Raw genomic sequence first — 20295 nt, forward strand, 5'->3', positions numbered from 1 at the left:
GGAAAATATGGGATTTTGCGGAAAATTATGGGCTGGAGTAAAAAGTGTGGCAAAGGGCGTGGCTGAAACTACTGTAGCGGCAGTAGAAAAAGCCGGCGAAATTATATGCGATGTAGCTACCATTGGAGTTGTGGCTACGACGATTAAGACGACAATCGAGGCTGTTGAATACACGCGTGATAAGGTTAGCGGAATGTATGCCACATTTAGCGACAAAAAGACCTTTGATGAGGCAGATAGGCTCTATAACGAGATGAAAGATAAATACGAAACTGCCAAAGAGCAGTATAAAAGCGATTTTACGAAATATTCCCAAGCCATAGCAACGCACATAGAGACTATAAATAATGCCAAAAATCTAATCAAATTCGAGCTTTTTGCGGAGTTTGCAGATAAGATGAAGCGGATTCAAGGTGTGGATATAGATAAAAAATTCCCATTAGAGAAATTTATCCCAGAAATAAAAGAGTTTGAAAAAGTGCGAAGCACGAAAGAGCTATATCTAATCGATTTTAATAATGAGGCTTTTAAAAGCCATTGTATGGCGATTTTCACGCTTGGATTTTGGAGTAGAAAAAAGGCGAAAGAAACGCTTCATAAAGTCCAAGAGGAGAGCAAAAAAGTCGAGCTAGAGATTGCAAAAATGAGAATAGAAACCAAGAGAATAAGCCTAATTGAAAAATCGCTTAGTAATATCGCACATTATTTTAGCGAACTCGTGGTTTTATATAGGATTTTATTGCTTAGATTGGGTAGCTCACTTGGCTTCCTAGAAGTGCGATTTTACAACGCAAAACTTTTAAGGCTCTCAAGGCAAGATTCCGCTCTAAACTTGCATAATCTCCCATTAATGCAACAACAAGAGATAGAAGCGATTATGACCTTAAGTAGCATTTTACGCGATATGGTAGAGAAAGAAATCACACAAAAAGCGATTGAAAACATAGATGAGATAGTAGAAATCAAGGGCAATTTAGAAAAAGGCAAGAATCTATTTAAAGAGCACTTTGAAGCCGCATAATGCAAAAATAAAAGGAAAAATATGCAGAATCTAACACAAGAAAATATAAATAAATCTAGCGAATTTATGGAATCTGGCAAATCCAGCACGGCACTAGAATCTATAGAATCCGCAGAATCTGGCAAATATGCAGAATCTGTGGAACCCGGTAAATCTATAGAATCTATAGAATCTGCCACGCCAAACGCCCAAGAATCTAATATAGAATCTAATCAAGAATCTAATATCGATAAAATGATACGAGAGGCTAAAGAAGCCCAAGAAAAGCGACTAAAGCAAATAGATGACATCTCAAAAATGTCTCCGTTAGATATGCCGATGGCGTTAGAGCAACTCGAGCTTTACGATATGATTGAATCCCAAGCCATTATCGATGAGGTTTATAAGCACTTTGCCACCAATGAGGATATGATAGATAGTCTGCTTAAGCCTATTGGCTGTAAGGTGCTTAATGGCGTGTTTGAGGCATTTTCATGGGGTAGAGCCTTACGAAAAAGGGGGATAACACCAGAGCGACTAATCAATGAATGTGGGGGGGGGTTCAGCTATGAAAATGGAGCAAGTAATATTAACTACAACGACCCATATATGGAAAATAAGAATGAACGCTCACTAGCGACTAAAAATGAGTTTTTAAGCGAGGAATATGATAGTAGCAAATACCACGATTCTAGCAAAATAAGCGATTATAAGGAGAATAATACAAGCCCAGATGGCACAATTATAGATGAATATACGGGCAAAAAAATCGCTAGAGAGGATACCGACACAGACCATATTATCTCAAAAAGTGCATTTCACAAAGAAGTCGTTGGAAATACGCTTATGGGAGATGAGCTAAAGAAAAATGTGGCTTTAACGGATAGTGATGTTAAAAAAGCTATTAATGTGGGGGCAAATTACGCCGATACTGATAAATCGCTAAATCGTGCAAAAGGGGATAAAAGCGTCGATGAATTTGTAAAACATATGAAAGAGAAAGGCACACCGCTAGATAAAAAAACTGAAGCCACTATGCGAAAAAAGGAAGGAGAAGCCAAAGAAGCTATCCAAACTGAGGCAAATAAGGCGATTATAAAGAATCTAACTTCCTTTGATGCGACAAGTCGCCAAATGTATATGAATATCTCAAGTGCCGCTGCAACCCAAGCTGGGAATCAAGCAGTGGGAGCTATAGTGATGTTTATCACTCCGCCACTTTATTACGAGCTATCCCAAGTAATCACCGATAAAGGGGAGAAAATGACATTTGAGGAGCGATTTAATAGGCTTAAGGATTATTACATCAATAACGCCACTAAATTCACGCTTGGCACTGCGACTGATTTCTTAAAAAATGTCGTATCAATGTTCGCTGAAATCGTAATCAACGCATTTCTTGGCATTTATAAAATAATATTTAAAATCATCAAAGAGGGCATAAAGATATTGATTGACGCCTTTAAGCTTATCTTTGGCAAAGATTCCGCGAAAATGAGCCCAGAAGAGAAAGGCGATGCGATACTAAAGCTAATCGGTGCGGCTGTAGCTGGGTTGGCTGGGATAGGGATTGAGGCACTTTTAAATTATGTGGGTATAGGAGAGCCTTTGTCAATTGTGCTGGCTACGATATTTTCTGGGATTCTTAGCGTGGTTTTAATGGTCGCATTGGATAAAATGGACTTATTTAGCCTAAAATCTCAAAAGCGAAAAGAGGCGATTGAGAAGATTTTCGACGAGCGGATAGCACAGATTAGAGAAACAAAAGAGGCTTTAGATGAAAAGGTTTTGAAAGCCCTAGTAGAGCAGAAAAAGAAATTTGATGGCTTAATGGGTGATATCGCGGAATCGCTTAAAACTGATAATATGGCTTCGCTAAACACCAAACTCTACGAAATGGCAGACTTTATGGGCGTAAAAACCGAGTGGAGCAACACGAGAGAGTGCATGGAACGCATTCAAACTGGGGGCAGAATCAAGCTATAAAATACATTTTAAACAATCAAAATCTTAGTTTTATTTTAAGATTCTCAAGAATCTTAAAATATGCTTCCCAAATTCATCACCCTTTAATTTCTAATCTATGAGCAAAGTAAGTAGTAATAAAGCAGTTTAAATAAAATTCATATTTTTTTAATGCTATTTATAATATGCTTTCAAATTCTTTATCAATAAAATATCAAAAGTGGAGTTGGCAAATGAGGTCATTTAAAATTTTCACAGGAACTGCACATCCAAGTTTTACAAAGGAATTGGCAAGGTATTTAGATGTTATTATATCAAATGCTGTTGTAAATCGCTTTAGCGATGGAGAGATAAATGTAAAAATAAGCGAAAGTGTTAGAGGTAAAGATATTTATATAGTTCAACCTACTTGTATTCCCACGAATGATAATCTAATGGAGCTTTTAATTATGGTAGATGCTTTCAAGCGAAGTAGTGCATCTGATATTAATGCCGTTATTCCATATTTTGGTTATGCTAGACAGGATAGAAAAGCAGCGCCTAGGGTTCCCATCACTGCTAAATTAGTAGCAAATCTTATGCAAAGTGCGGGAGTGAATCGTGTTATTACGATGGATTTACACGCAGGGCAGATTCAGGGCTTTTTTGATATTCCTGTGGATAATCTCTATGGCTCTATTGTTTTTTATGATTATATTAAATCCAAAAATCTTATAAATCCAATCATTGCTTCGCCTGATATAGGCGGTGTTGCACGAGCTAGGCATTTTGCAGAACAGCTTAGATTGGAGCTTGTTATTGTTGATAAAAAAAGAGCAAGGGCAAATGAAAGTGAAGTTATGAATATTATTGGCGATGTAAAAGGTAAAAGCGTTATTTTGGTTGATGATATTGTTGATACTGCTGGAACAATGGTAAAAGCTGCTGAGGTTTTAAAGAAAAATGGTGCTATTAGTGTTATGGCACTTGGTTCTCACGCTGTATTTAGTGGAAATGCATTGGAGAAAATCGAAAATAGTGTGCTAGATGAAGTTGTAGTAACAAACTCCATTCCATTTAAAAATACTAGCAAAAAAGTCAAGATTCTTAGTGTAGCTCCACTATTTGCAGAGGTAATCCGCAGAATCTCCCATAATGAGAGTGTAAATTCCTTATTTTTATAATAATTTAGCTTTATGGCTAAAAAGGTCTTTATTTGTTTTTTTAATTTTTTTTGTTACTATTTCAACTTTTAATCTTAATAAAGAATGGTGGTGATATAGATGCCCGGAATTAAAATAAGAGAGAATGAGAGTTTTGATGAAGCTTATAGAAGGTTTAAGAAACAAGCTGATAGAAATCTTGTAGTTACCGAAAGTAGAGCTAGGAGATTTTTTGAATCGCAAACTGAAAAGCGTAAAAAGCAAAAGATTAATGCCAAAAAGAAAATGTTAAAACGACTATATGTTTTAAGGCGATACGAATCTAGATTATAAAATTTAAGGTATTTTTATGAAATTTAGCGGTAAAAATGTTTTAGTTACAGGTGCAAGTAAAGGTATTGGAGCAGATATAGCTAGAATCTTGGGAAGCTATAACCTAAAAGTATGGATTAATTATAGAAATAATCAAGATTCAGCACTTCGTGTAAAAGAATATATAGAAAATAATGGCGGAAGTGCTAGTATTATAGCTTTTGATGTAACGAAAGAAAATGAGATTATTGATGCTTTCAAAGCTATTGTAGATTGTGATGGGGGATTAGATTACCTCGTTAATAATGCTGGAATCACAAATGATAAATTAGCCCTTAGAATGAAGAGTGAAGATTTTATGAATGTAATACAAAGTAATCTACTTTCTACTTTTATTGGCTGTAGAGAGGCATTAAAAATTATGTCTAAAAATAAATTTGGCAGTATTGTTAATATATCATCAATAGTTGGAGAAAGAGGAAATACCGGACAAACGAATTATGCCGCTTCAAAAGGTGGAATAATCGCTATGAGTAAATCTTTTGCCTATGAAGGTGCACCAAGAAATATTAGATTTAATGTTATTACTCCGGGTTTTGTAGATACAGAAATGACATCTAGTTTGAAAGATGAAATAAAAGATATGTATATTAAAAATATACCATTGGGTCGTTTGGCAAGTGGTGTCGAGATTGCTAATGCGGTAGCATTTTTGCTTAGCGATAGTGCTAGTTACATTACAGGTGAGGTGTTAAGGGTTAATGGCGGATTGTATATGTAATTTATATTATTTTTGCTACAATTGTTTTTTTATTTATATTACAAGTTTATAAGGAGTTATTATGGCAGTATTTGATGAGGTAAAATCAGTTATTGTTGAGCAGTTGAGTGTGAATGAGAGTGAAATAAAGTTAGAATCAAGATTTGTTGATGATTTAGGTGCAGATTCTCTTGATGTTGTTGAATTGGTTATGGCGTTAGAAGAAAAGTTTGAGATTGAGATTCCAGATGAGGAAGCTGAAAAAATAGCAACAGTAAAAGATGTTGTAGATTATATAGAAAAAAATAAAAAATAAATTTTTTAAATATCTATCTTAAATATATACTTTTAGGAATACTTTAGGAGACAAAATGCAAAGGGTTGTTGTTACTGGTATAGGAATGATAAATTCCTTAGGATTAACTAAAGAAAGTTCTTTTAAGGCTATTGTTGATGGTAAATGCGGTATTAAGAATATTACTTCTTTTGATACCGAAAATATGCCTATCAAGATAGCTGGAGAAATCATCGATTTTAATCCTGCTAGTGTTATGGATGCTAGGGAAGTGAAAAAAGCAGACAGGTTTATACAATTAGCCCTGCAGTCTTCAAAAGAGGCTATGGAAGATTCTGGTTTGATTAACAATAAAGAGCTTGATTTTAATAGATTTGGTATTAGTTCAGGTTCTGGTATTGGCGGATTGGGTAATATAGAGAAAAATTCCATAGCTTGTTTTGAAAAAGGTCCAAGAAGGATTAATCCTTTTTTTATTCCCTCATCATTAGTAAATATGTTAAGTGGTTTTGTTTCAATAGAATATAATTTAAAAGGTCCAAATTTATCAAGTGTAACTGCTTGTGCCGCTGGAGCTCACGCTATTATTGAGGCATATAAAACTATAGTTTTAGGTGGTGCGGATATAATGCTTGCAATTGGTGCAGAATCTGCAATTTGTCCTGTTGGTATTGGTGGGTTTGCCGCAATGAAAGCATTAAGCAGTAGAAATGACGACCCACAAACCGCAAGCAGACCATTTGACAATAGTAGAGATGGGTTTGTTATGGGAGAAGGCTCTGCTACGCTTGTATTAGAATCTTATGATAACGCAAAAGCAAGAGGTGCTAATATTTATGCAGAGATTGTTGGCTATGGGGAAAGTGGAGATGCATATCATATAACTACACCATCACCAAATGGAGAAGGTGCGTTTCGTGCTATGAAATTAGCAGTATCAATGGCAAATAGCAAGATAGATTATATTAATGCTCACGGAACAAGCACGAAATATAATGATTTATATGAAACCATTGCAATTAAAAATGTTTTTGGTGGCAAAGATAATGTTCCGCCCGTTAGTTCAACTAAAGGGCAGATTGGGCATTGCTTAGGAGCGGCAGGTGCTATAGAAGCAGCCATCTCCATCTTATCAATGAAATATTCTATCTTACCTCCTACTATTAATCAATTCACAAGAGACCCTGAATGCGATTTGGACTATATTCCAAATACAGCAAGAGATGCAAAAATTAATTGCGTTATGAGTAATTCATTTGGTTTTGGTGGCACAAATGGCGTTTTAATTTTTAAGAAAATATAATGCTAACCTATCTAGATTTTGAAAAAAAATTAAAAAATATTCAAGATGATATTGAATCCGCAGTGATTCGAGGGGATATTCACGCACAAAATATTCTCTCAAAAGAATTAGAAGATGAGGTTAAGGTATTATATTCCAACCTCACAGATTATCAAAAATTACAATTAGCTCGTCATCCCGATAGACCATATTCAATGGATTATATAGAGATTTTTTTGACAGATTCCTATGAAATACACGGAGATAGGCATTTTAAAGATGATTTAGCAATAGTTTGTTTTATTGGTAAAATTCAAGGTCAAACAACTATGGTAATCGCTGAGGAAAAGGGTAGGGGAACAAAAAATAAGATTATAAGAAATTTTGGTATGCCGAATCCTGAGGGTTATCGTAAAGCACTTAGAGTAGCCAAAATCGCAGAAAAATTTAATATCCCCATTCTAATGCTTGTAGATACTGCTGGAGCGTATCCGGGCATTGGTGCAGAACAACGAGGACAAAGTGAAGCAATAGCAAGGAATCTATTAGAATTTAGCTCATTAAAAGTGCCAACTGTAGCAGTTGTAATAGGTGAAGGCGGAAGTGGCGGGGCATTAGCTATTAGCGTTGCTGATAGACTTGCTATGATGGAGTATTCTATATTTAGCGTTATTTCTCCCGAAGGTTGCTCGGCGATATTGTGGAACGACCCCCTAAAGGTTGAAAATGCGACAAAATCGCTTAAAGTCATACCAGAGTATTTATATCAAGCAAAATTAATCGATGCAATAATAAAAGAGCCTATCGTCGGTGCTCATCGCGATAAAGTAGGTGCTGCAGATGCTATTGCTGAGTATTTTTTAACATCGCTAAAAGAAATTAGAAGCGATAAAAATTTTCTTGCTAATAGATATAATAAAATAATGTCTTATGGGGTTTTCTCTGAATCTCCAATAGTATAAGTTATAGTATGATTGTAAGAATTGTATTGTTACTTTTTATTTTTAATCCTTTCCTTATTGCTAAAAATTATATTTCTATCGATGGTAGTATTAAATACGAGAATCTAACTCATTTTGATTATGTCAATCCAAATGCTCCTAAGGGTGGGATTTTAAGGGCGTATGCACTTGGCACTTTTGATTCATTTAATCAATTTGTAGTGAAAGGCACAAAAGCCGAAGGTTTGGAATTAATCTATGACACACTAACAATCCAAAGCAAAGATGAGCCATTTAGTGAATATGGTCTTGTAGCTTGTAAGATTGAGACTTGTAATAATTGTGTGATTTTTACTATTAACCCAAAGGCAAGATTCAATGATGGTGAGCCGATTAAACCAAGTGATGTAAAATTTAGTTTTGATATTCTAATGAAATATGGCAATCCTCTAATAAAACAATATTATATTGATGTAGAAGATGTTCAAATACTAAATGATAGACAAATTAAGTTTATTTTTAGTAATAGCGATAATCGTGAATTGCCCCTGATTTTAGGACAATTAAGCATACTTCCAGAGCATTTTTATAAAGATAAAGAGTTTGAATCTAATCCCCTTTTGATACCACTAGGTAGCGGACCTTATAGAATTAAAGATTTTGAGGTTGGTAGAAAAATCACATATGAACGAATTAAGGATTATTGGGCTATAAATCACCCAACAAGAATAGGTCAATTTAACTTTGATGAAGTTTCCTATGAATATTACAAAGATGATAATGTCGCCCTAGAAGCCTTTAAAAGTAAGGCGTATGATTATAGATTAGAATCTAGTGCTAAGGTTTGGGCGGTTGGATATGATGGAAAGGGAAAGAAAAGTGGAGAATTAAAACAAGTAGCTTTTAAAAACTCACTTCCTAGCGGTATGCAGGGATTTTTTATGAATACCAAACGCGATATATTTAGTGATATTCGCGTTCGTGAAGCATTATTTTATGCATTTGATTTTAGCTGGAGTAATAAGAATCTTTTTTTTAATCAATATAAGCGAACAAAAAGTTTTTTTGATAATTCTATTTTTGCCTCAAGTGGTTTGCCAAGCGGATTGGAATTAGATATTTTAAAAAAACTAAATGTAGATAGTAAGATTCTAGATTCTGTATTTTATATACCTGAATTCAATAATACGCAAGAAAAAAGAATAGCGTTATTAAAAGCTCAAGATTTACTAAAACAAGCTGGTTGGAAATCATTTAATAATAAACTATATAAGGATAACAAACCTTTTAAATTTGAGATTCTATTAGTTTCAAAAGCAATGGAACGCGTGGCTTTGCCATTTACTGAGAATCTTAAGATTCTAGGGATTGATGCTAGTATTCGCTTGATTGATGTTGGAAGCTATATTAATAGACTTAATCATTTTGATTATGATATGATTGTAGCTGTTATCCCACAATCGCTGTTTCCGGGCAATGAACAGAGATATTTTTGGAGTTCTCAAAGTGCAAATACAAATGGTAGTAGAAATTATGCAAGAATAGAATCTAAAGATATAGATTTTTTAGTTGATAATATCATTAATGCTAAAGATAAAATGACACAAATCGCTTATACTAGAGCTTTAGATAGAATCCTACTTTGGGGATATTATGTAATTCCACATTTTTATTCCAATAGTTTTCGCGTAGCTTTTTGGGATAAATTTGAATATCCAGCTATATCCCCATTATATGATTTTGATATTTTTACTTGGTGGGTAAAGGAAAAAGAAAATAAGGAAATAGAACATCACCAATGAGAGAATATATTCTTAAGCGTATATTGCTTCTTATTCCTACTATTTTTGGAATAATGTGTATAAATTTCGCGATAATCCAACTCTCTCCGGGCGGTCCTGTGGAGTTAATGATTGCTAAATATAGCACATTATCCACACAAGAATCGTTCCAAAATAATGACCAATATCGTGGCAAACAAGGCTTAAGTGAAGATTTAATAAAAGAGATTGAGCAATTATATGGATTTGATAAGCCTATTTTGGAGAGATTTTTTATAATGATAAAAAATTATATTTCCTTTGATTTTGGCGAAAGTTTTTATAGAAAAAGCAAGGTTATTGATATTATTAAAGAAAAACTACCTGTTTCCATTTCACTTGGAATCTTTAGCACTTTATTGATATATCTTATTTCTATTCCGCTTGGCATTAGAAAAGCGGTAAAAAATGGCTCAAAATTCGATATGCTCTCAAGTGCTTTTATTATCCTTGCGTATTCTATACCAGCATTTTTATTAGCTATTTTATTTATTATTTTGTTTTGTGGTGGGAATTATCTTGATATTTTTCCATTAAAAGGTATAGTAAGTGATGATTTCCATTCTCTAACATTAGGGGGAAAAATATTAGATTATCTTTGGCATATTACATTGCCTGTTTTTTGTATAACAATTGGCGGATTTGCCACATTGACTTTATTGGTTAAAAATTCATTCTTAGATGAAATTAATAAGCAATATGTATTAATCGCCAAAACAAAAGGTTTAAGTGAAAATGGGATTCTATATGGACATATTTTTAGAAACGCAATGTTAATCGTCATAGCGTCATTTCCTAGTGCTTTTTTGGCTATGTTTTTTACAGGCTCTCTTATGATTGAGATTATATTTAGTCTTGATGGATTAGGTCTTTTAGGGTATGAATCTATTGTCAATAGAGATTACCCAATCGTTTTTGCATCACTTTATATTTTTACACTTTTAGGGCTTATTATGGGTATTATTAGTGATTTAACATATGCTTTGATAGACCCAAGAATAGATTTTGAGAAGAGATAATCGTGCGTAATTTTTGGTATAGATTTAAAAGTAAAAAATTATCTTATTTTTCGTTGATTCTTTTCATCATCATTTTTATTATAAGTATGTTTGCAGAATTTATCGCAAATGATAAACCGCTTTTTGTTTATAAGGATTCTAAGGCTTATTTTCCTATTTTTCATAATTATGCCGAAGTGGAATTTGGCGGGGAATTTGAAAATTATACAGATTATAAAGACCCGTATTTTAAGGAGCTTACAAAGGATTCTATCGTTATTTGGGCTCTAATTCCATATAGTTATAATACTATTATTTATGATTTGCCATCTCCACCACCAACTCCACCTAGTGCTAAAAATTATTTAGGCACAGATGATAAGGGCAGGGATTTACTTGCACGATTGATTTATGGTGTTAGAATCTCGCTTATATTTGGTATTGTTTTAAGTGTGTTAAGTAGTGTTATAGGTGTTTGTATAGGGGCTATACAAGGATATTATGGCGGTAAAATTGATATATTTTCTCAGCGATTTGTTGAGATTTGGACTTCTGTGCCAATCTTATTTTTATTAATTATTATATCAAGCTTTATTACCCCGACTTTTTGGAGAATCTTGGGTTTTGTTTTATTGTTTTCGTGGATGAGTTTGGTTGGGCTTGTTAGAGCTGAGTTTCTAAGAACTAGAAATTTTGATTATATAAAAGCATCAAAAGCACTCGGGGTGTCTAATTTTGGTATTATTTTTAAACATATCTTACCAAATGCCTTAATATCGATTACTACATATTTTCCATTTATTGTGGCAGGTTCTATTGCAACCCTAACCTCACTTGATTTTTTAGGTTTTGGAATGCCACCATCTTATGCCTCACTTGGGGAGATATTAAATCAAGGTAAAGATAATATCAATTCCCCTCATATCGGTATTGTGGGATTTGTGGCAGTTAGCTTGATTCTATCGTTGCTTGTTTTTATTGGCGAAGGCGTTCGAGATAGCCTTGATAGCAGAAAATATAATGGATAGCCAAATGGATATACTAAAAGTTAATAATTTTGGTTTTTGTTATCGTAATATTTTTACACTTAATAATATACATTTCACTATTAAAAAAGGCGAAATTTTTGGCATTATCGGCGAGAGTGGAAGCGGAAAAACCTTATTTAGTCATAGTGTATTAAGATTATTTAATGATAATGAGATTAGTAATATTAATGGTAGTATAGAATTTTGTGGTAAGAATATATTGAAATTAAGCCAAAAGGAAATGCGAAATTTGCGTGGAAAAGAAATATCATATATTCCACAAGAGCCACTTTCTGCGTTAAATCCTTTGCACACGATAAAAAAACAAATTATAGAAATGATAAAAATCCATAATAAGAATCTAGATTCCCAAACTATCAATAATCGTTTTTTGGAGTTATTAAATCTTGTAGGTTTGGATTCTACATTTGCTTTAAAATTCCCGCACGAACTTAGCGGAGGGCAAAGACAGAGAGTTTTGATTGCCATTGCATTAGCAAATAATCCCAAGATTATAATCGCAGATGAGCCTATAACCGCACTTGATGCGAATCTCCAAATACAAATTTTAGATTTGCTTAAATCATTAAAAGAAAGGCTAAATATTTCTATTATTTTAATTACACATAATGTAAATATAGTATCTAAATATGCCCAAAATATCATTGTTTTAAAAGGTGGAAGTATTGTTGAGAGTGGCGATATATCGATTTTGTCGAATCCTAAAAGCGATTATCTTAAAAATCTCATATCATCGCTACATATTCCAAAAACACATCTTAAAATCGCAGATTCTATTCTTTTATCAGTGGAAAATCTAAGCGTAAAACATCTATCTAAAAAACATATGTTTGGTAAAAATGAATATAAGCAAATCTTAAATAATATCAATTTTACATTACACAAAGGCTCGATTTTGGGCGTAGTAGGGGAGAGTGGAAGCGGAAAAAGCACATTAGCACTTTCATTGATTAAACTTTTAGATTATAGCGGGGATATTAGCTTTGAGGGTAGAAACTATAAAGATATTGTGGATTTTAGGCATTTTAGAAAACATATCCAAATCGTATTTCAAGACCCTTTTTCATCGCTAAATCCGCGTCATAGAATACGAGATATAATCAAAGAGGGTTTAGAAGTCCATTATAAAGGCAAAGATTCTAGCCACTTAATCATAGATTTTTTAAAATGTGTAGGTTTGGATTCTACATTTGCACACAGATTCCCACACGAACTTAGCGGAGGGCAAAGACAGAGAGTATCTATTGCAAGGGCACTTATCTTAAATCCAGAACTTTTGATTTTAGATGAACCAACTAGTGCTTTAGATAAAATCACCCAAAAACAGATTTTAGAATTATTGCTAGATTTGCAAATAAAATTTAATTTAACATATATTTTTATTACACATGATTTGTATGTTGTTCGTTCAATTTGCGATAAAGTGCTTATTTTAAAAGATGGAAATATCAAAGAATATGGTGATATTGAGATTCTAGAAAATCCACAGAATCCTTATACAAAAACATTAATAGAATCTATTTTATGAAAAAAATTATTATTTTTATATTATTGTTTAATCTTGCATTTGGCGGAGAGGGTAAGTTCCTACTTAATAGCTACTATAATCCAAATCGTTTGGTTTTTAGATTAGCAAAAAGTTCATTTGAATGTTCGCTTTTAGGCGTTGCCGTGCCATTTTATGGGAGGGATAATCAATGCATAGTGGAATCTTTTAAGAAAATGAGCCATCAATCTATTGGTTATTTTCAAAATAATCTTAATTTGGAGCAACTATATAGTGTTAGGATAGAAAATGGATTTTGCATTCTTAGTTATGGGAATACTAATTTCAACGAAAAAATCATTAAAGATGGCTATGGTGTGGTAAATAAAAATGGAATCTTGGATATGGAGTTTTTGAATCGATTATTATATTTGCAAGATTTGGCTATAAAAAATAGAAATGGTTTATGGAATAGTTTTTATAATGAAATGGATTGTTTTAAGAATTCCTATTAATTAAATTTATTGACATAAAGTAAGCTAAATTGTAGAATCTAAGCTTATATATTTAAAATACCTTGCAGGAGAAAAATAGTGAAAAAATTTTTAATAAGTTTAGGCTTAGCTAGCGTTTTAATGACTGGTGCTTATGCAAAAGTCTATGCGACAGTTGATGGAGAAGATATTACTGATAAAGATATGTTGTTTTTAAGACAAGCGATGCCTAATGTTGATTTTGATACCCTTCCAAAAGAAATGAAAGATAAAGCTGTAGAGCAGGCAATCGAGCGAAAATTACTAACAAAAGAAGCGAAAAAAGAAAAACTTGAAAATACAAAGGAATATAAAGAAGCCTTAGAGGATTTTAAAGATACTTTATTGCTTGAATTATGGATGAGAAAACAAATAGATAATATAAAAATTAGCGATATCGAGATTAGGAAATTTTATAATGAAAATAAAGATAAATTTATTGTTCCTGAAACTGCTAGTGCTAGACATATTTTAGTGGAAACCCAAAAAGAGGCTCAAGATATTATAAATGAGCTAAATAAAGTAAAACCTAGTGATGCTGAAAAGAAATTTATTGAATTAGCAAAATCTAAATCAAAAGACCCAAGTGCTGCTAATGGTGGAGAATTACCAGCTTTTACAAAAGAACAAATGGTTCCAAGCTTTTCAAATGCAGCATTTGCACTAAAACCAAATACATATACAAAAACACCAGTAAAAACTGATTTTGGCTATCATGTGATATTTTTGGAATCCAAAAAACCACAGGGTGTTAGTAGCTATGATGAGATAAAACCTAGAATAGAGCAAGAATTACAACTAATGAAATTTAGAGAAGTTGTATCACAAAAAGCACAAGATTTACGCAAAAAGGCAAAAGTAGTCGTTAAATAAAGTTAAGGAAATAATTATGCTAGTTTCTGGCAATGAAATATTACAAAAAGCACATAAGGAATATTACGGCGTTGGGGCTTTTAACTTCGTAAATTACGAAATGCTAAGCTCGATTTTTGAAGCGGCAAATGAGGCAAATGCACCGATTATAGTTCAAGCAAGTGAAGGGGCTATAAAATATCTTGGAATCGATATGGCTGTAGGAATGGTAAAGATTCTATCTAAGAAATATCCACATATTCCAGTTGCGTTGCATTTAGATCACGGGACTACTTTTGAATCTTGTAAAAATGCGGTGGAGGCGGGATTTACCTCTGTGATGATTGATGCTTCTCATCACCCATTTGATGAAAATTTAGAGCTAACCTCTAAGGTTGTCGAAATGGCACATAAGCACGGAGTGAGCGTAGAAGCGGAGCTTGGGCGATTGATGGGGATTGAGGATAATATTAGCGTGAGCGAAAAAGACGCCGTGCTAATCAATCCAAAGGAAGCAGAAATATTCGTCAAAGAAAGCAAGGTGGATTCCCTAGCTCCAGCCATTGGCACGAGCCACGGGGCTTTTAAATTCAAAGGAGAGCCGAAGCTTGATTTTGAGCGATTGCAAGAAGTAAAAAGATTGACAAATATTCCGCTAGTTTTGCACGGGGCAAGTGCGATTCCAGAATATGTAAAGGAAGCGTTTCTATCCACTGGAGGCGATTTGAAAGGCTCAAAAGGTGTGCCTTTTGAATTTTTACAAGAATCCATAAAAGGTGGGATAAATAAGGTAAATACGGATACAGATTTGCGGATAGCCTTTATCGCGGAAGTGCGAAAAGTCGCAAATAACGACAATACGCAATTTGATTTAAGAAAATTCTTTACCCCGGGTAAAGAGGCGTTAAGAAAATTAATAATTGAGCGGATTAAGATTCTAGGGAGCGATGGGAAAATCTAAGATTCTTGGCGAAGAATCCTTAAAAAGCGTTTTTATCCATTTAAAATGTGAGGCTATCGCCTCACGGAATCTTTAAAAATTACTAAAGTAATGTTTCATAAAATTCTTAGTTCTGTGCGAAGCACAGCCCTTAAGAAGCGTCATCGGGGGTTGGCAAGGAAACGAGGCTAAAGCTTCATTTTCCAAGAAGCTACGCTTTGGGGGAGATTGCAATAGGTGTGGGGAGTGAATTTCGCTTTTGCTAGAAACTGCGTTTTGCCTTTGGCAAATCATCAGCCCCTTGTCCCCCTTACTAAACAGGACGCTTAAAAAAATAAAATATGGTTCTATGGAAAAGTGGCTTTGTAAGGGCTTTGCCTTTATATAAGAAACTTTATTTTTGGCAAATTCATCGCTTTAAACTCTTGTCCCCCATTGAATCAAATTGCGAGGACTAGCAGAATCTAAATAGATTTCAGATTCACAAAAACACTTAAATTTAAAAATTAATTTTATAAAATTTCATCAAACTACAACAAAGGAAAAAAATGGCAATAGGAATGAGTGAATTAAAAAAAGGTCTAAAAATCGAAATCGACGGCACACCTTATAGAATCGTAGAATATCAACATGTAAAGCCCGGAAAAGGTCCAGCATTCGTCAGGGCAAAAATCAAGTCGTTTTTAGATGGCAAGGTGATTGAAAAGACTTTCCACGCTGGAGATAAGTGTAAAGAGCCAAATATTGAAGAAAAAACTATGCAGTATTTATATCACGACGGCGATTCTTTCCAATTTATGGATAGTGCCACATACGAGCAAATCGCCCTAAGCGAGGCACAAGTAGGCGATGTGGCGAAGTGGCTAAAAGAGGGTAATTCCGTATCTATTTTATTTCATAATAATAAGGCGATTTCAGTTGATGTCCCTCAAGCAGTCGAGCTTCTAATCACGCAAACTGCCCCAAACTTCAAGGGCGATACATCTTCGGGCTCTAAAAAACCAGCCACATTAGAAACTGGTGCAGTCGTGCAAGTGCCTTTTCATGTGCTAGAGGGCGAAACGATAAAGGTAAACACCGAAACTGGCGAGTATTTGGAGAAAGTGAAATAATATTTACTTTTAAAGAAGTTTCTTATAATCACAATGATGTTTGCCAAAGTGCGAGATAGAATCTAGATTTTATTTATTTTAATATTATATAAGTTGGTGTTTATAAGGATTCTATAAAAAAGGGATTAACCCTTTTTTATTAGAGATTTAGAATCTAACTGCCCCTATTATGGCAAGTGGGATTATTCTATTAGAATCATTTGGATTGAAGAATCTCCAAGATTATTACATAAAATAGTATTAGTTCCACTAGAAGCAAAAGAATTGATAGTGGAATCCTAATATTAGATTAATATCTAAAGCTTAAGATTTACTCCGTAGGCTGAGATTCCTATAATCAAAACTACTTTATCTAGAATCTCCAAATATATTTCAATATAAACTTTAATTTTAAAGAAAAGTTAGAATCTTTTAAGATATTTAAGCATTATTTGAAGTTTATATTAAGGGATTAAGCCCTTAATATAATAAGATTTAGAATTTAACTGCCCCTGTTGTGGCAAGTGGGATTATTCTATTAGAACCACTAGGATAGGAATTTTTTAGATTATCACAGAATGTTCCTGTATTTTGTCCACCAAAATGTCCCGGATTAAAGATAAGATTACCATTTCCATCTATTCCCAAAGCCATTCCACAACCACCTGTAACATTAGCAGTTGGAGAAGTCGAAGAAGCAAAGTTATTTCGCACATTTCCTATTGGCTGCACTCCTCTAGTCGCACTTACACTTGGTAGTGGGTTTCCGCCTACTCCCCATCTACTTCTATCTAATCCACCTGTATCAATAATCCACTCTCCCCACGAAGCATATCCATCTGGAGCAGCAGAAGCTGTTGGGTCAAGATTCTCAGCGAAAACCCTAGCTGGGATTGCTTTTAGAGTGGAAGCAATATCACTTCTAGCCATTGCAACTTGTGCATCGGTTCTAGTGGTTACAAATCTAGGAACAGCAACAGCCGCTAAAACTCCTAGTATAACAATAACGAAAACTAATTCAATCATAGAGAAACCACTTCTTGTATTCATAATATCTCCTTTATATATACAATTTTTATCAAATTAGATATGTGAATATGCAAATTTATTTGATAAAGTAAACGAATTATAAACTTTTTTTTTTTTAATTTTTACTTAAAGATAATTCTTTTGTAAAATCAGGTGGGAGGATTACTGCTCCCTTGAATCCTGATTTTTGCACACTCAAGGGGCGAGAAGCGTTAGCTGTAAAACGAGCAAAGCGAAGTTTCCTAATATTAGAATCTATTTTAATATTTAAAAACCTCTAAAGCAATTTTTAAAACTTTTGGAGAGTTTTTAAGGAAGCGTTAGCATTAAATTGCGGTGCTTAGGAAAGCATAGCTTCTAATAAGCAAAGCGAAGTTCCTAATCTTATATTTATTACTTAAATTAATTTTTAAATATGTTAATGATTAAAATTTAACCTCATCTGTTGACTCAAGTGGTATTGTTCTATTGCTTCCGCTTGGATAGGAATCTTTCAAATCCGCACAAAATACACTTTTTTGCTCCTCATTATCTTGTATTTGATTTGGGTCGAATGTCAAATCTCCTGTAGTTGTGTCAAGCTGGATAATTGGACCACAAAAATTAGTGCGATTACCATCTATGATAGTATCTCCCAAAGGTCCAAGTGTGTTATCTCTAGCTTCCCATCTACTTCTATCTAATCCGCCAGTGTCCATCATCCATTCACCCCAATTTGAGAATCCATCTGGAGCAGATTCTGTTGGGTCAAGATTCTCAGCGAAAACCCTAGCTTCAATTGCTTCTAAAAGATTTGAAATATCATTTCTAGCCATTGCCACTTCTGCATCTATCCTATTTGTCGCAAATCTAGGTATGGCTACTGATGCTAACACACCAATAATCACTATAACGAAAACTAATTCAAGCATTGTCCAAGCTTTTTTCATTTATATCTCCTTGCATTTATTTTATTCTCATATTTTTTAGCATTATTTTATCGCTATTCCCAACCCTTAGGCTATCGCTTATCTTTGATATTGCTTTATTGTGCGTCCATTTATCAAGTGAGCGATTTTTAAAAAGTGGCATTGTTTTATCGCTAAATTTAATATAGCAAGTGCTAATAAGCCACGCTAAAGCCATTTTCACATAATATCCATCGTGCCTAATTGTGGGGGCTAACTCTAGGATTCTAGTAATATATTTGTCATTTACAAAATGGCTATTTAACGCCACAAGGGCGAATCGCACCTCAAATTCAGCGTTTTTATGCAATAATTTAAGGATAAAATCAAATGCATTATTTTGCTTTGCAAGATTTTTAAGCCCCATACTAAACACATCACAAATCGCCCAATTATCGATATATGGCATAAATTTAATAATATAAGATTCAATCTCACTTTTACTTACTAGAATCTTATTTTTTGGAATCTCATTTTGCAGAATCTCGTTTTGTGGAATCTTAGCTTTTAGAATCTTGCCTCCCAAAGTCGCATTTGGCGGAATCTCACTTGCTGGACTTGGCAAAATCTCATCATTTTTTACTGCTAGATTCCCAATAATCATTCCATAAATCATAATTTCCTCAAAGTTCCCAACAAGCGGATTTTGCAAGTATCTTAAAATATCATTTTTATAATGTTTGCAGAATCTCTTTGCAATATCTCGTAGCATTGGAATCTTAACACCCATAATCTTATATTTTGTGGGCGTTAATCTCGTGCTAAATTCCGCATATTTAGAATCCTTGTGTTTTTCTAGCTCACATTTTATGAAATTATTCAATTTTATACCTTAAAGATTAGAAGTTTTTGACTAAATCCATTCTAGAATACATACTTGCAACCTCATTTTCGTATCCATTAAACATCAAGGTTGGGACTTTTTTAAAATTAAAAAAGCCACCTCCTATAAATCTCTCTTCTCTTTGACTCCATCTTGGGTGGCTTACATTTGGATTTACATTAGCATAGAATCCATATTCTTCACTTTGTAATTGCATCCAAGTTGAAGTTGGCATTTTTTCTACTAATTTTATTTCAACGATACTTTTAATACTTTTAAAACCATATTTCCAAGGGACAATTAATCGTAAAGGTGCTCCATTTTGATTTGGTAAATCTTTGCCATACATTCCAGTTGCAATTAAAGTTAGCGGATGCATTGCCTCATCAATCCGTAAACCCTCAATATATGGATATTTTATAAATCCGCCTATATACGAATTTCTCTGTCCTATCATTTCATCTGGGGCGTATTTTGTTTTAAATTGCACAAATTTTGCATTACCTTTTATTTTTACTTTATTTAATAATTTATTTAACTCAAATCCATTCCAAGGGATATTCATACTCCATGCCTCAACACATCTAAAACGATAAGCCCTTTGTATAATAGGAATATCTCTTAAAATATCATCAATGCTTAGTGTTATTTCTTTTGCTACTTCGCCTGTAATTTTTATCTCCCAAGGGCGAGTTTTTAGCGTATGTGCGTTTTTATAGGGGTCGCTTTTATCCAATCCAAATTCATAAAAATTATTATAACTTTTGGCTTTATTTTCTGGGGTTATTGTTTTTAGGCTATATTTTTCATTTGCTTTAAGTGCATTTGGAGCTATAGCAATAGCAGTAGATATACCAAATAATTTTAATATTTTTCTGCGATTAATATAGTTTTCTTCACTTGTTATATCTATCTTATCTACATCAAACTTATTTTTATTTATAAGCATAATTGTCCTTTTAATAATAATTTTTATAATCAAAGCATATATCATAAAAATTAAGATTCTATTAATTGTTGGGAATAATTA

Annotated in this window: 20 protein-coding genes; 16 read left to right on the plus strand and 4 right to left on the minus strand. The window is 33.5% G+C overall.

What is annotated here, in order from left to right; translation table 11 throughout:
• The first annotated feature begins 7 nt into the window (after positions 1-7).
• The 16 genes from CCY99_RS06930 to efp all read left to right on the plus strand — a co-directional run bounded on the left by CCY99_RS06930 (position 8) and on the right by efp (position 16487).
• Positions 8-1021 (plus strand): hypothetical protein, encoded by a 1014-nt coding sequence (locus tag CCY99_RS06930; protein WP_112060692.1) that lies wholly within the window; start codon positions 8-10, stop codon positions 1019-1021.
• A 21-nt stretch (positions 1022-1042) separates the two neighbouring features.
• Positions 1043-2986, plus strand: a complete 1944-nt coding sequence (locus tag CCY99_RS06935; RefSeq protein WP_181646880.1) for a hypothetical protein — start codon at positions 1043-1045, stop codon at positions 2984-2986.
• Between the two features lie 212 nt (positions 2987-3198).
• A complete protein-coding gene (locus CCY99_RS06940) occupies positions 3199-4128 on the plus strand; it encodes a ribose-phosphate pyrophosphokinase (RefSeq protein ID WP_112060694.1) in 930 nt (309 codons plus the stop codon).
• 99 nt (positions 4129-4227) lie between these two features.
• Positions 4228-4440 (plus strand): 30S ribosomal protein S21, encoded by a 213-nt coding sequence (rpsU, locus tag CCY99_RS06945; RefSeq protein ID WP_112060695.1) that lies wholly within the window; start codon positions 4228-4230, stop codon positions 4438-4440.
• 16 nt (positions 4441-4456) lie between these two features.
• Positions 4457-5200 (plus strand): 3-oxoacyl-ACP reductase FabG, encoded by a 744-nt coding sequence (fabG, locus tag CCY99_RS06950; protein WP_112060696.1) that lies wholly within the window; start codon positions 4457-4459, stop codon positions 5198-5200.
• A 61-nt stretch (positions 5201-5261) separates the two neighbouring features.
• Positions 5262-5495, plus strand: coding sequence for an acyl carrier protein (acpP, locus tag CCY99_RS06955; protein ID WP_112060697.1), 234 nt, complete (start codon positions 5262-5264; stop codon positions 5493-5495).
• Between the two features lie 55 nt (positions 5496-5550).
• Positions 5551-6777, plus strand: coding sequence for a beta-ketoacyl-ACP synthase II (locus tag CCY99_RS06960; RefSeq protein WP_112060698.1), 1227 nt, complete (start codon positions 5551-5553; stop codon positions 6775-6777).
• Positions 6777-7718, plus strand: a complete 942-nt coding sequence (gene accA, locus CCY99_RS06965) for an acetyl-CoA carboxylase carboxyl transferase subunit alpha (RefSeq protein ID WP_112060699.1) — start codon at positions 6777-6779, stop codon at positions 7716-7718. Before CCY99_RS06960 ends, accA begins: the two co-directional genes overlap by 1 nt.
• A gap of 8 nt (positions 7719-7726) precedes the next feature.
• Complete coding sequence (locus tag CCY99_RS06970) at positions 7727-9499, plus strand: extracellular solute-binding protein (protein WP_112060700.1); 1773 nt, start codon at positions 7727-7729, stop codon at positions 9497-9499.
• Positions 9496-10536 carry a microcin C ABC transporter permease YejB gene (gene yejB / locus CCY99_RS06975; protein WP_112060701.1) on the plus strand — a complete coding sequence of 347 codons (1041 nt, stop codon included), beginning with the start codon at positions 9496-9498 and terminating at the stop codon, positions 10534-10536. The genes CCY99_RS06970 and yejB overlap by 4 nt, the downstream gene beginning before the upstream one ends.
• A complete protein-coding gene (locus tag CCY99_RS06980) occupies positions 10533-11543 on the plus strand; it encodes an ABC transporter permease (RefSeq protein ID WP_258443831.1) in 1011 nt (336 codons plus the stop codon). The genes yejB and CCY99_RS06980 overlap by 4 nt, the downstream gene beginning before the upstream one ends.
• A 4-nt stretch (positions 11544-11547) precedes the next feature.
• Positions 11548-13092, plus strand: coding sequence for an ABC transporter ATP-binding protein (locus CCY99_RS06985; protein WP_181646881.1), 1545 nt, complete (start codon positions 11548-11550; stop codon positions 13090-13092).
• Positions 13089-13565: a thermonuclease family protein gene (locus CCY99_RS06990; protein WP_112060703.1), complete on the plus strand. Its 477-nt coding sequence runs from the start codon at positions 13089-13091 to the stop codon at positions 13563-13565. The genes CCY99_RS06985 and CCY99_RS06990 overlap by 4 nt, the downstream gene beginning before the upstream one ends.
• Positions 13566-13643: 78 nt before the next feature.
• Positions 13644-14456, plus strand: a complete 813-nt coding sequence (locus CCY99_RS06995) for a peptidyl-prolyl cis-trans isomerase (RefSeq protein ID WP_112060704.1) — start codon at positions 13644-13646, stop codon at positions 14454-14456.
• 16 nt (positions 14457-14472) lie between these two features.
• The gene (locus tag CCY99_RS07000; protein WP_112060705.1) at positions 14473-15396 is read left to right on the plus strand and encodes a class II fructose-bisphosphate aldolase; all 924 of its coding nucleotides are present in this window, start codon (positions 14473-14475) and stop codon (positions 15394-15396) included.
• A gap of 527 nt (positions 15397-15923) precedes the next feature.
• Complete coding sequence (efp, locus tag CCY99_RS07010; protein WP_112060707.1) at positions 15924-16487, plus strand: elongation factor P; 564 nt, start codon at positions 15924-15926, stop codon at positions 16485-16487.
• A gap of 474 nt (positions 16488-16961) precedes the next feature.
• Here efp and CCY99_RS10000 read toward each other — a convergent pair whose 3' ends face one another.
• The 4 genes from CCY99_RS10000 to msrP all read right to left on the minus strand — a co-directional run bounded on the left by CCY99_RS10000 (position 16962) and on the right by msrP (position 20214).
• A complete protein-coding gene (locus CCY99_RS10000) occupies positions 16962-17516 on the minus strand; it encodes a type II secretion system protein (protein WP_181646882.1) in 555 nt (184 codons plus the stop codon).
• A 404-nt stretch (positions 17517-17920) separates the two neighbouring features.
• Positions 17921-18424 (minus strand): prepilin-type N-terminal cleavage/methylation domain-containing protein, encoded by a 504-nt coding sequence (locus CCY99_RS07020; protein WP_112060709.1) that lies wholly within the window; start codon positions 18422-18424, stop codon positions 17921-17923.
• A gap of 16 nt (positions 18425-18440) precedes the next feature.
• The gene (locus tag CCY99_RS07025) at positions 18441-19265 is read right to left on the minus strand and encodes a DNA alkylation repair protein (protein ID WP_112060710.1); all 825 of its coding nucleotides are present in this window, start codon (positions 19263-19265) and stop codon (positions 18441-18443) included.
• Positions 19266-19281: 16 nt separating this feature from the next.
• Positions 19282-20214 carry a protein-methionine-sulfoxide reductase catalytic subunit MsrP gene (gene msrP, locus CCY99_RS07030; RefSeq protein ID WP_181646883.1) on the minus strand — a complete coding sequence of 311 codons (933 nt, stop codon included), beginning with the start codon at positions 20212-20214 and terminating at the stop codon, positions 19282-19284.
• Positions 20215-20295 lie beyond the last annotated feature (81 nt).

Origin of the sequence: Helicobacter sp. 16-1353 (genome assembly GCF_003288815.1) — a bacterium.
Taxonomy (GTDB): Bacteria; Campylobacterota; Campylobacteria; order Campylobacterales; family Helicobacteraceae; genus NHYM01.

Coding starts and splice junctions, on each gene's coding strand:
- CCY99_RS06930 (WP_112060692.1), top strand. CDS start 8: ATGGGATTTTGCGGAAAATTATGGGCTGGAGTAAAAAGTGTGGCAAAG.
- CCY99_RS06935 (WP_181646880.1), top strand. CDS start 1,043: ATGCAGAATCTAACACAAGAAAATATAAATAAATCTAGCGAATTTATG.
- CCY99_RS06940 (WP_112060694.1), top strand. CDS start 3,199: ATGAGGTCATTTAAAATTTTCACAGGAACTGCACATCCAAGTTTTACA.
- rpsU (WP_112060695.1), top strand. CDS start 4,228: ATGCCCGGAATTAAAATAAGAGAGAATGAGAGTTTTGATGAAGCTTAT.
- fabG (WP_112060696.1), top strand. CDS start 4,457: ATGAAATTTAGCGGTAAAAATGTTTTAGTTACAGGTGCAAGTAAAGGT.
- acpP (WP_112060697.1), top strand. CDS start 5,262: ATGGCAGTATTTGATGAGGTAAAATCAGTTATTGTTGAGCAGTTGAGT.
- CCY99_RS06960 (WP_112060698.1), top strand. CDS start 5,551: ATGCAAAGGGTTGTTGTTACTGGTATAGGAATGATAAATTCCTTAGGA.
- accA (WP_112060699.1), top strand. CDS start 6,777: ATGCTAACCTATCTAGATTTTGAAAAAAAATTAAAAAATATTCAAGAT.
- CCY99_RS06970 (WP_112060700.1), top strand. CDS start 7,727: ATGATTGTAAGAATTGTATTGTTACTTTTTATTTTTAATCCTTTCCTT.
- yejB (WP_112060701.1), top strand. CDS start 9,496: ATGAGAGAATATATTCTTAAGCGTATATTGCTTCTTATTCCTACTATT.
- CCY99_RS06985 (WP_181646881.1), top strand. CDS start 11,548: ATGGATATACTAAAAGTTAATAATTTTGGTTTTTGTTATCGTAATATT.
- CCY99_RS06990 (WP_112060703.1), top strand. CDS start 13,089: ATGAAAAAAATTATTATTTTTATATTATTGTTTAATCTTGCATTTGGC.
- CCY99_RS07000 (WP_112060705.1), top strand. CDS start 14,473: ATGCTAGTTTCTGGCAATGAAATATTACAAAAAGCACATAAGGAATAT.
- efp (WP_112060707.1), top strand. CDS start 15,924: ATGGCAATAGGAATGAGTGAATTAAAAAAAGGTCTAAAAATCGAAATC.
- CCY99_RS10000 (WP_181646882.1), bottom strand. CDS start 17,516: ATGAATACAAGAAGTGGTTTCTCTATGATTGAATTAGTTTTCGTTATT.
- CCY99_RS07020 (WP_112060709.1), bottom strand. CDS start 18,424: ATGAAAAAAGCTTGGACAATGCTTGAATTAGTTTTCGTTATAGTGATT.
- msrP (WP_181646883.1), bottom strand. CDS start 20,214: ATGCTTATAAATAAAAATAAGTTTGATGTAGATAAGATAGATATAACA.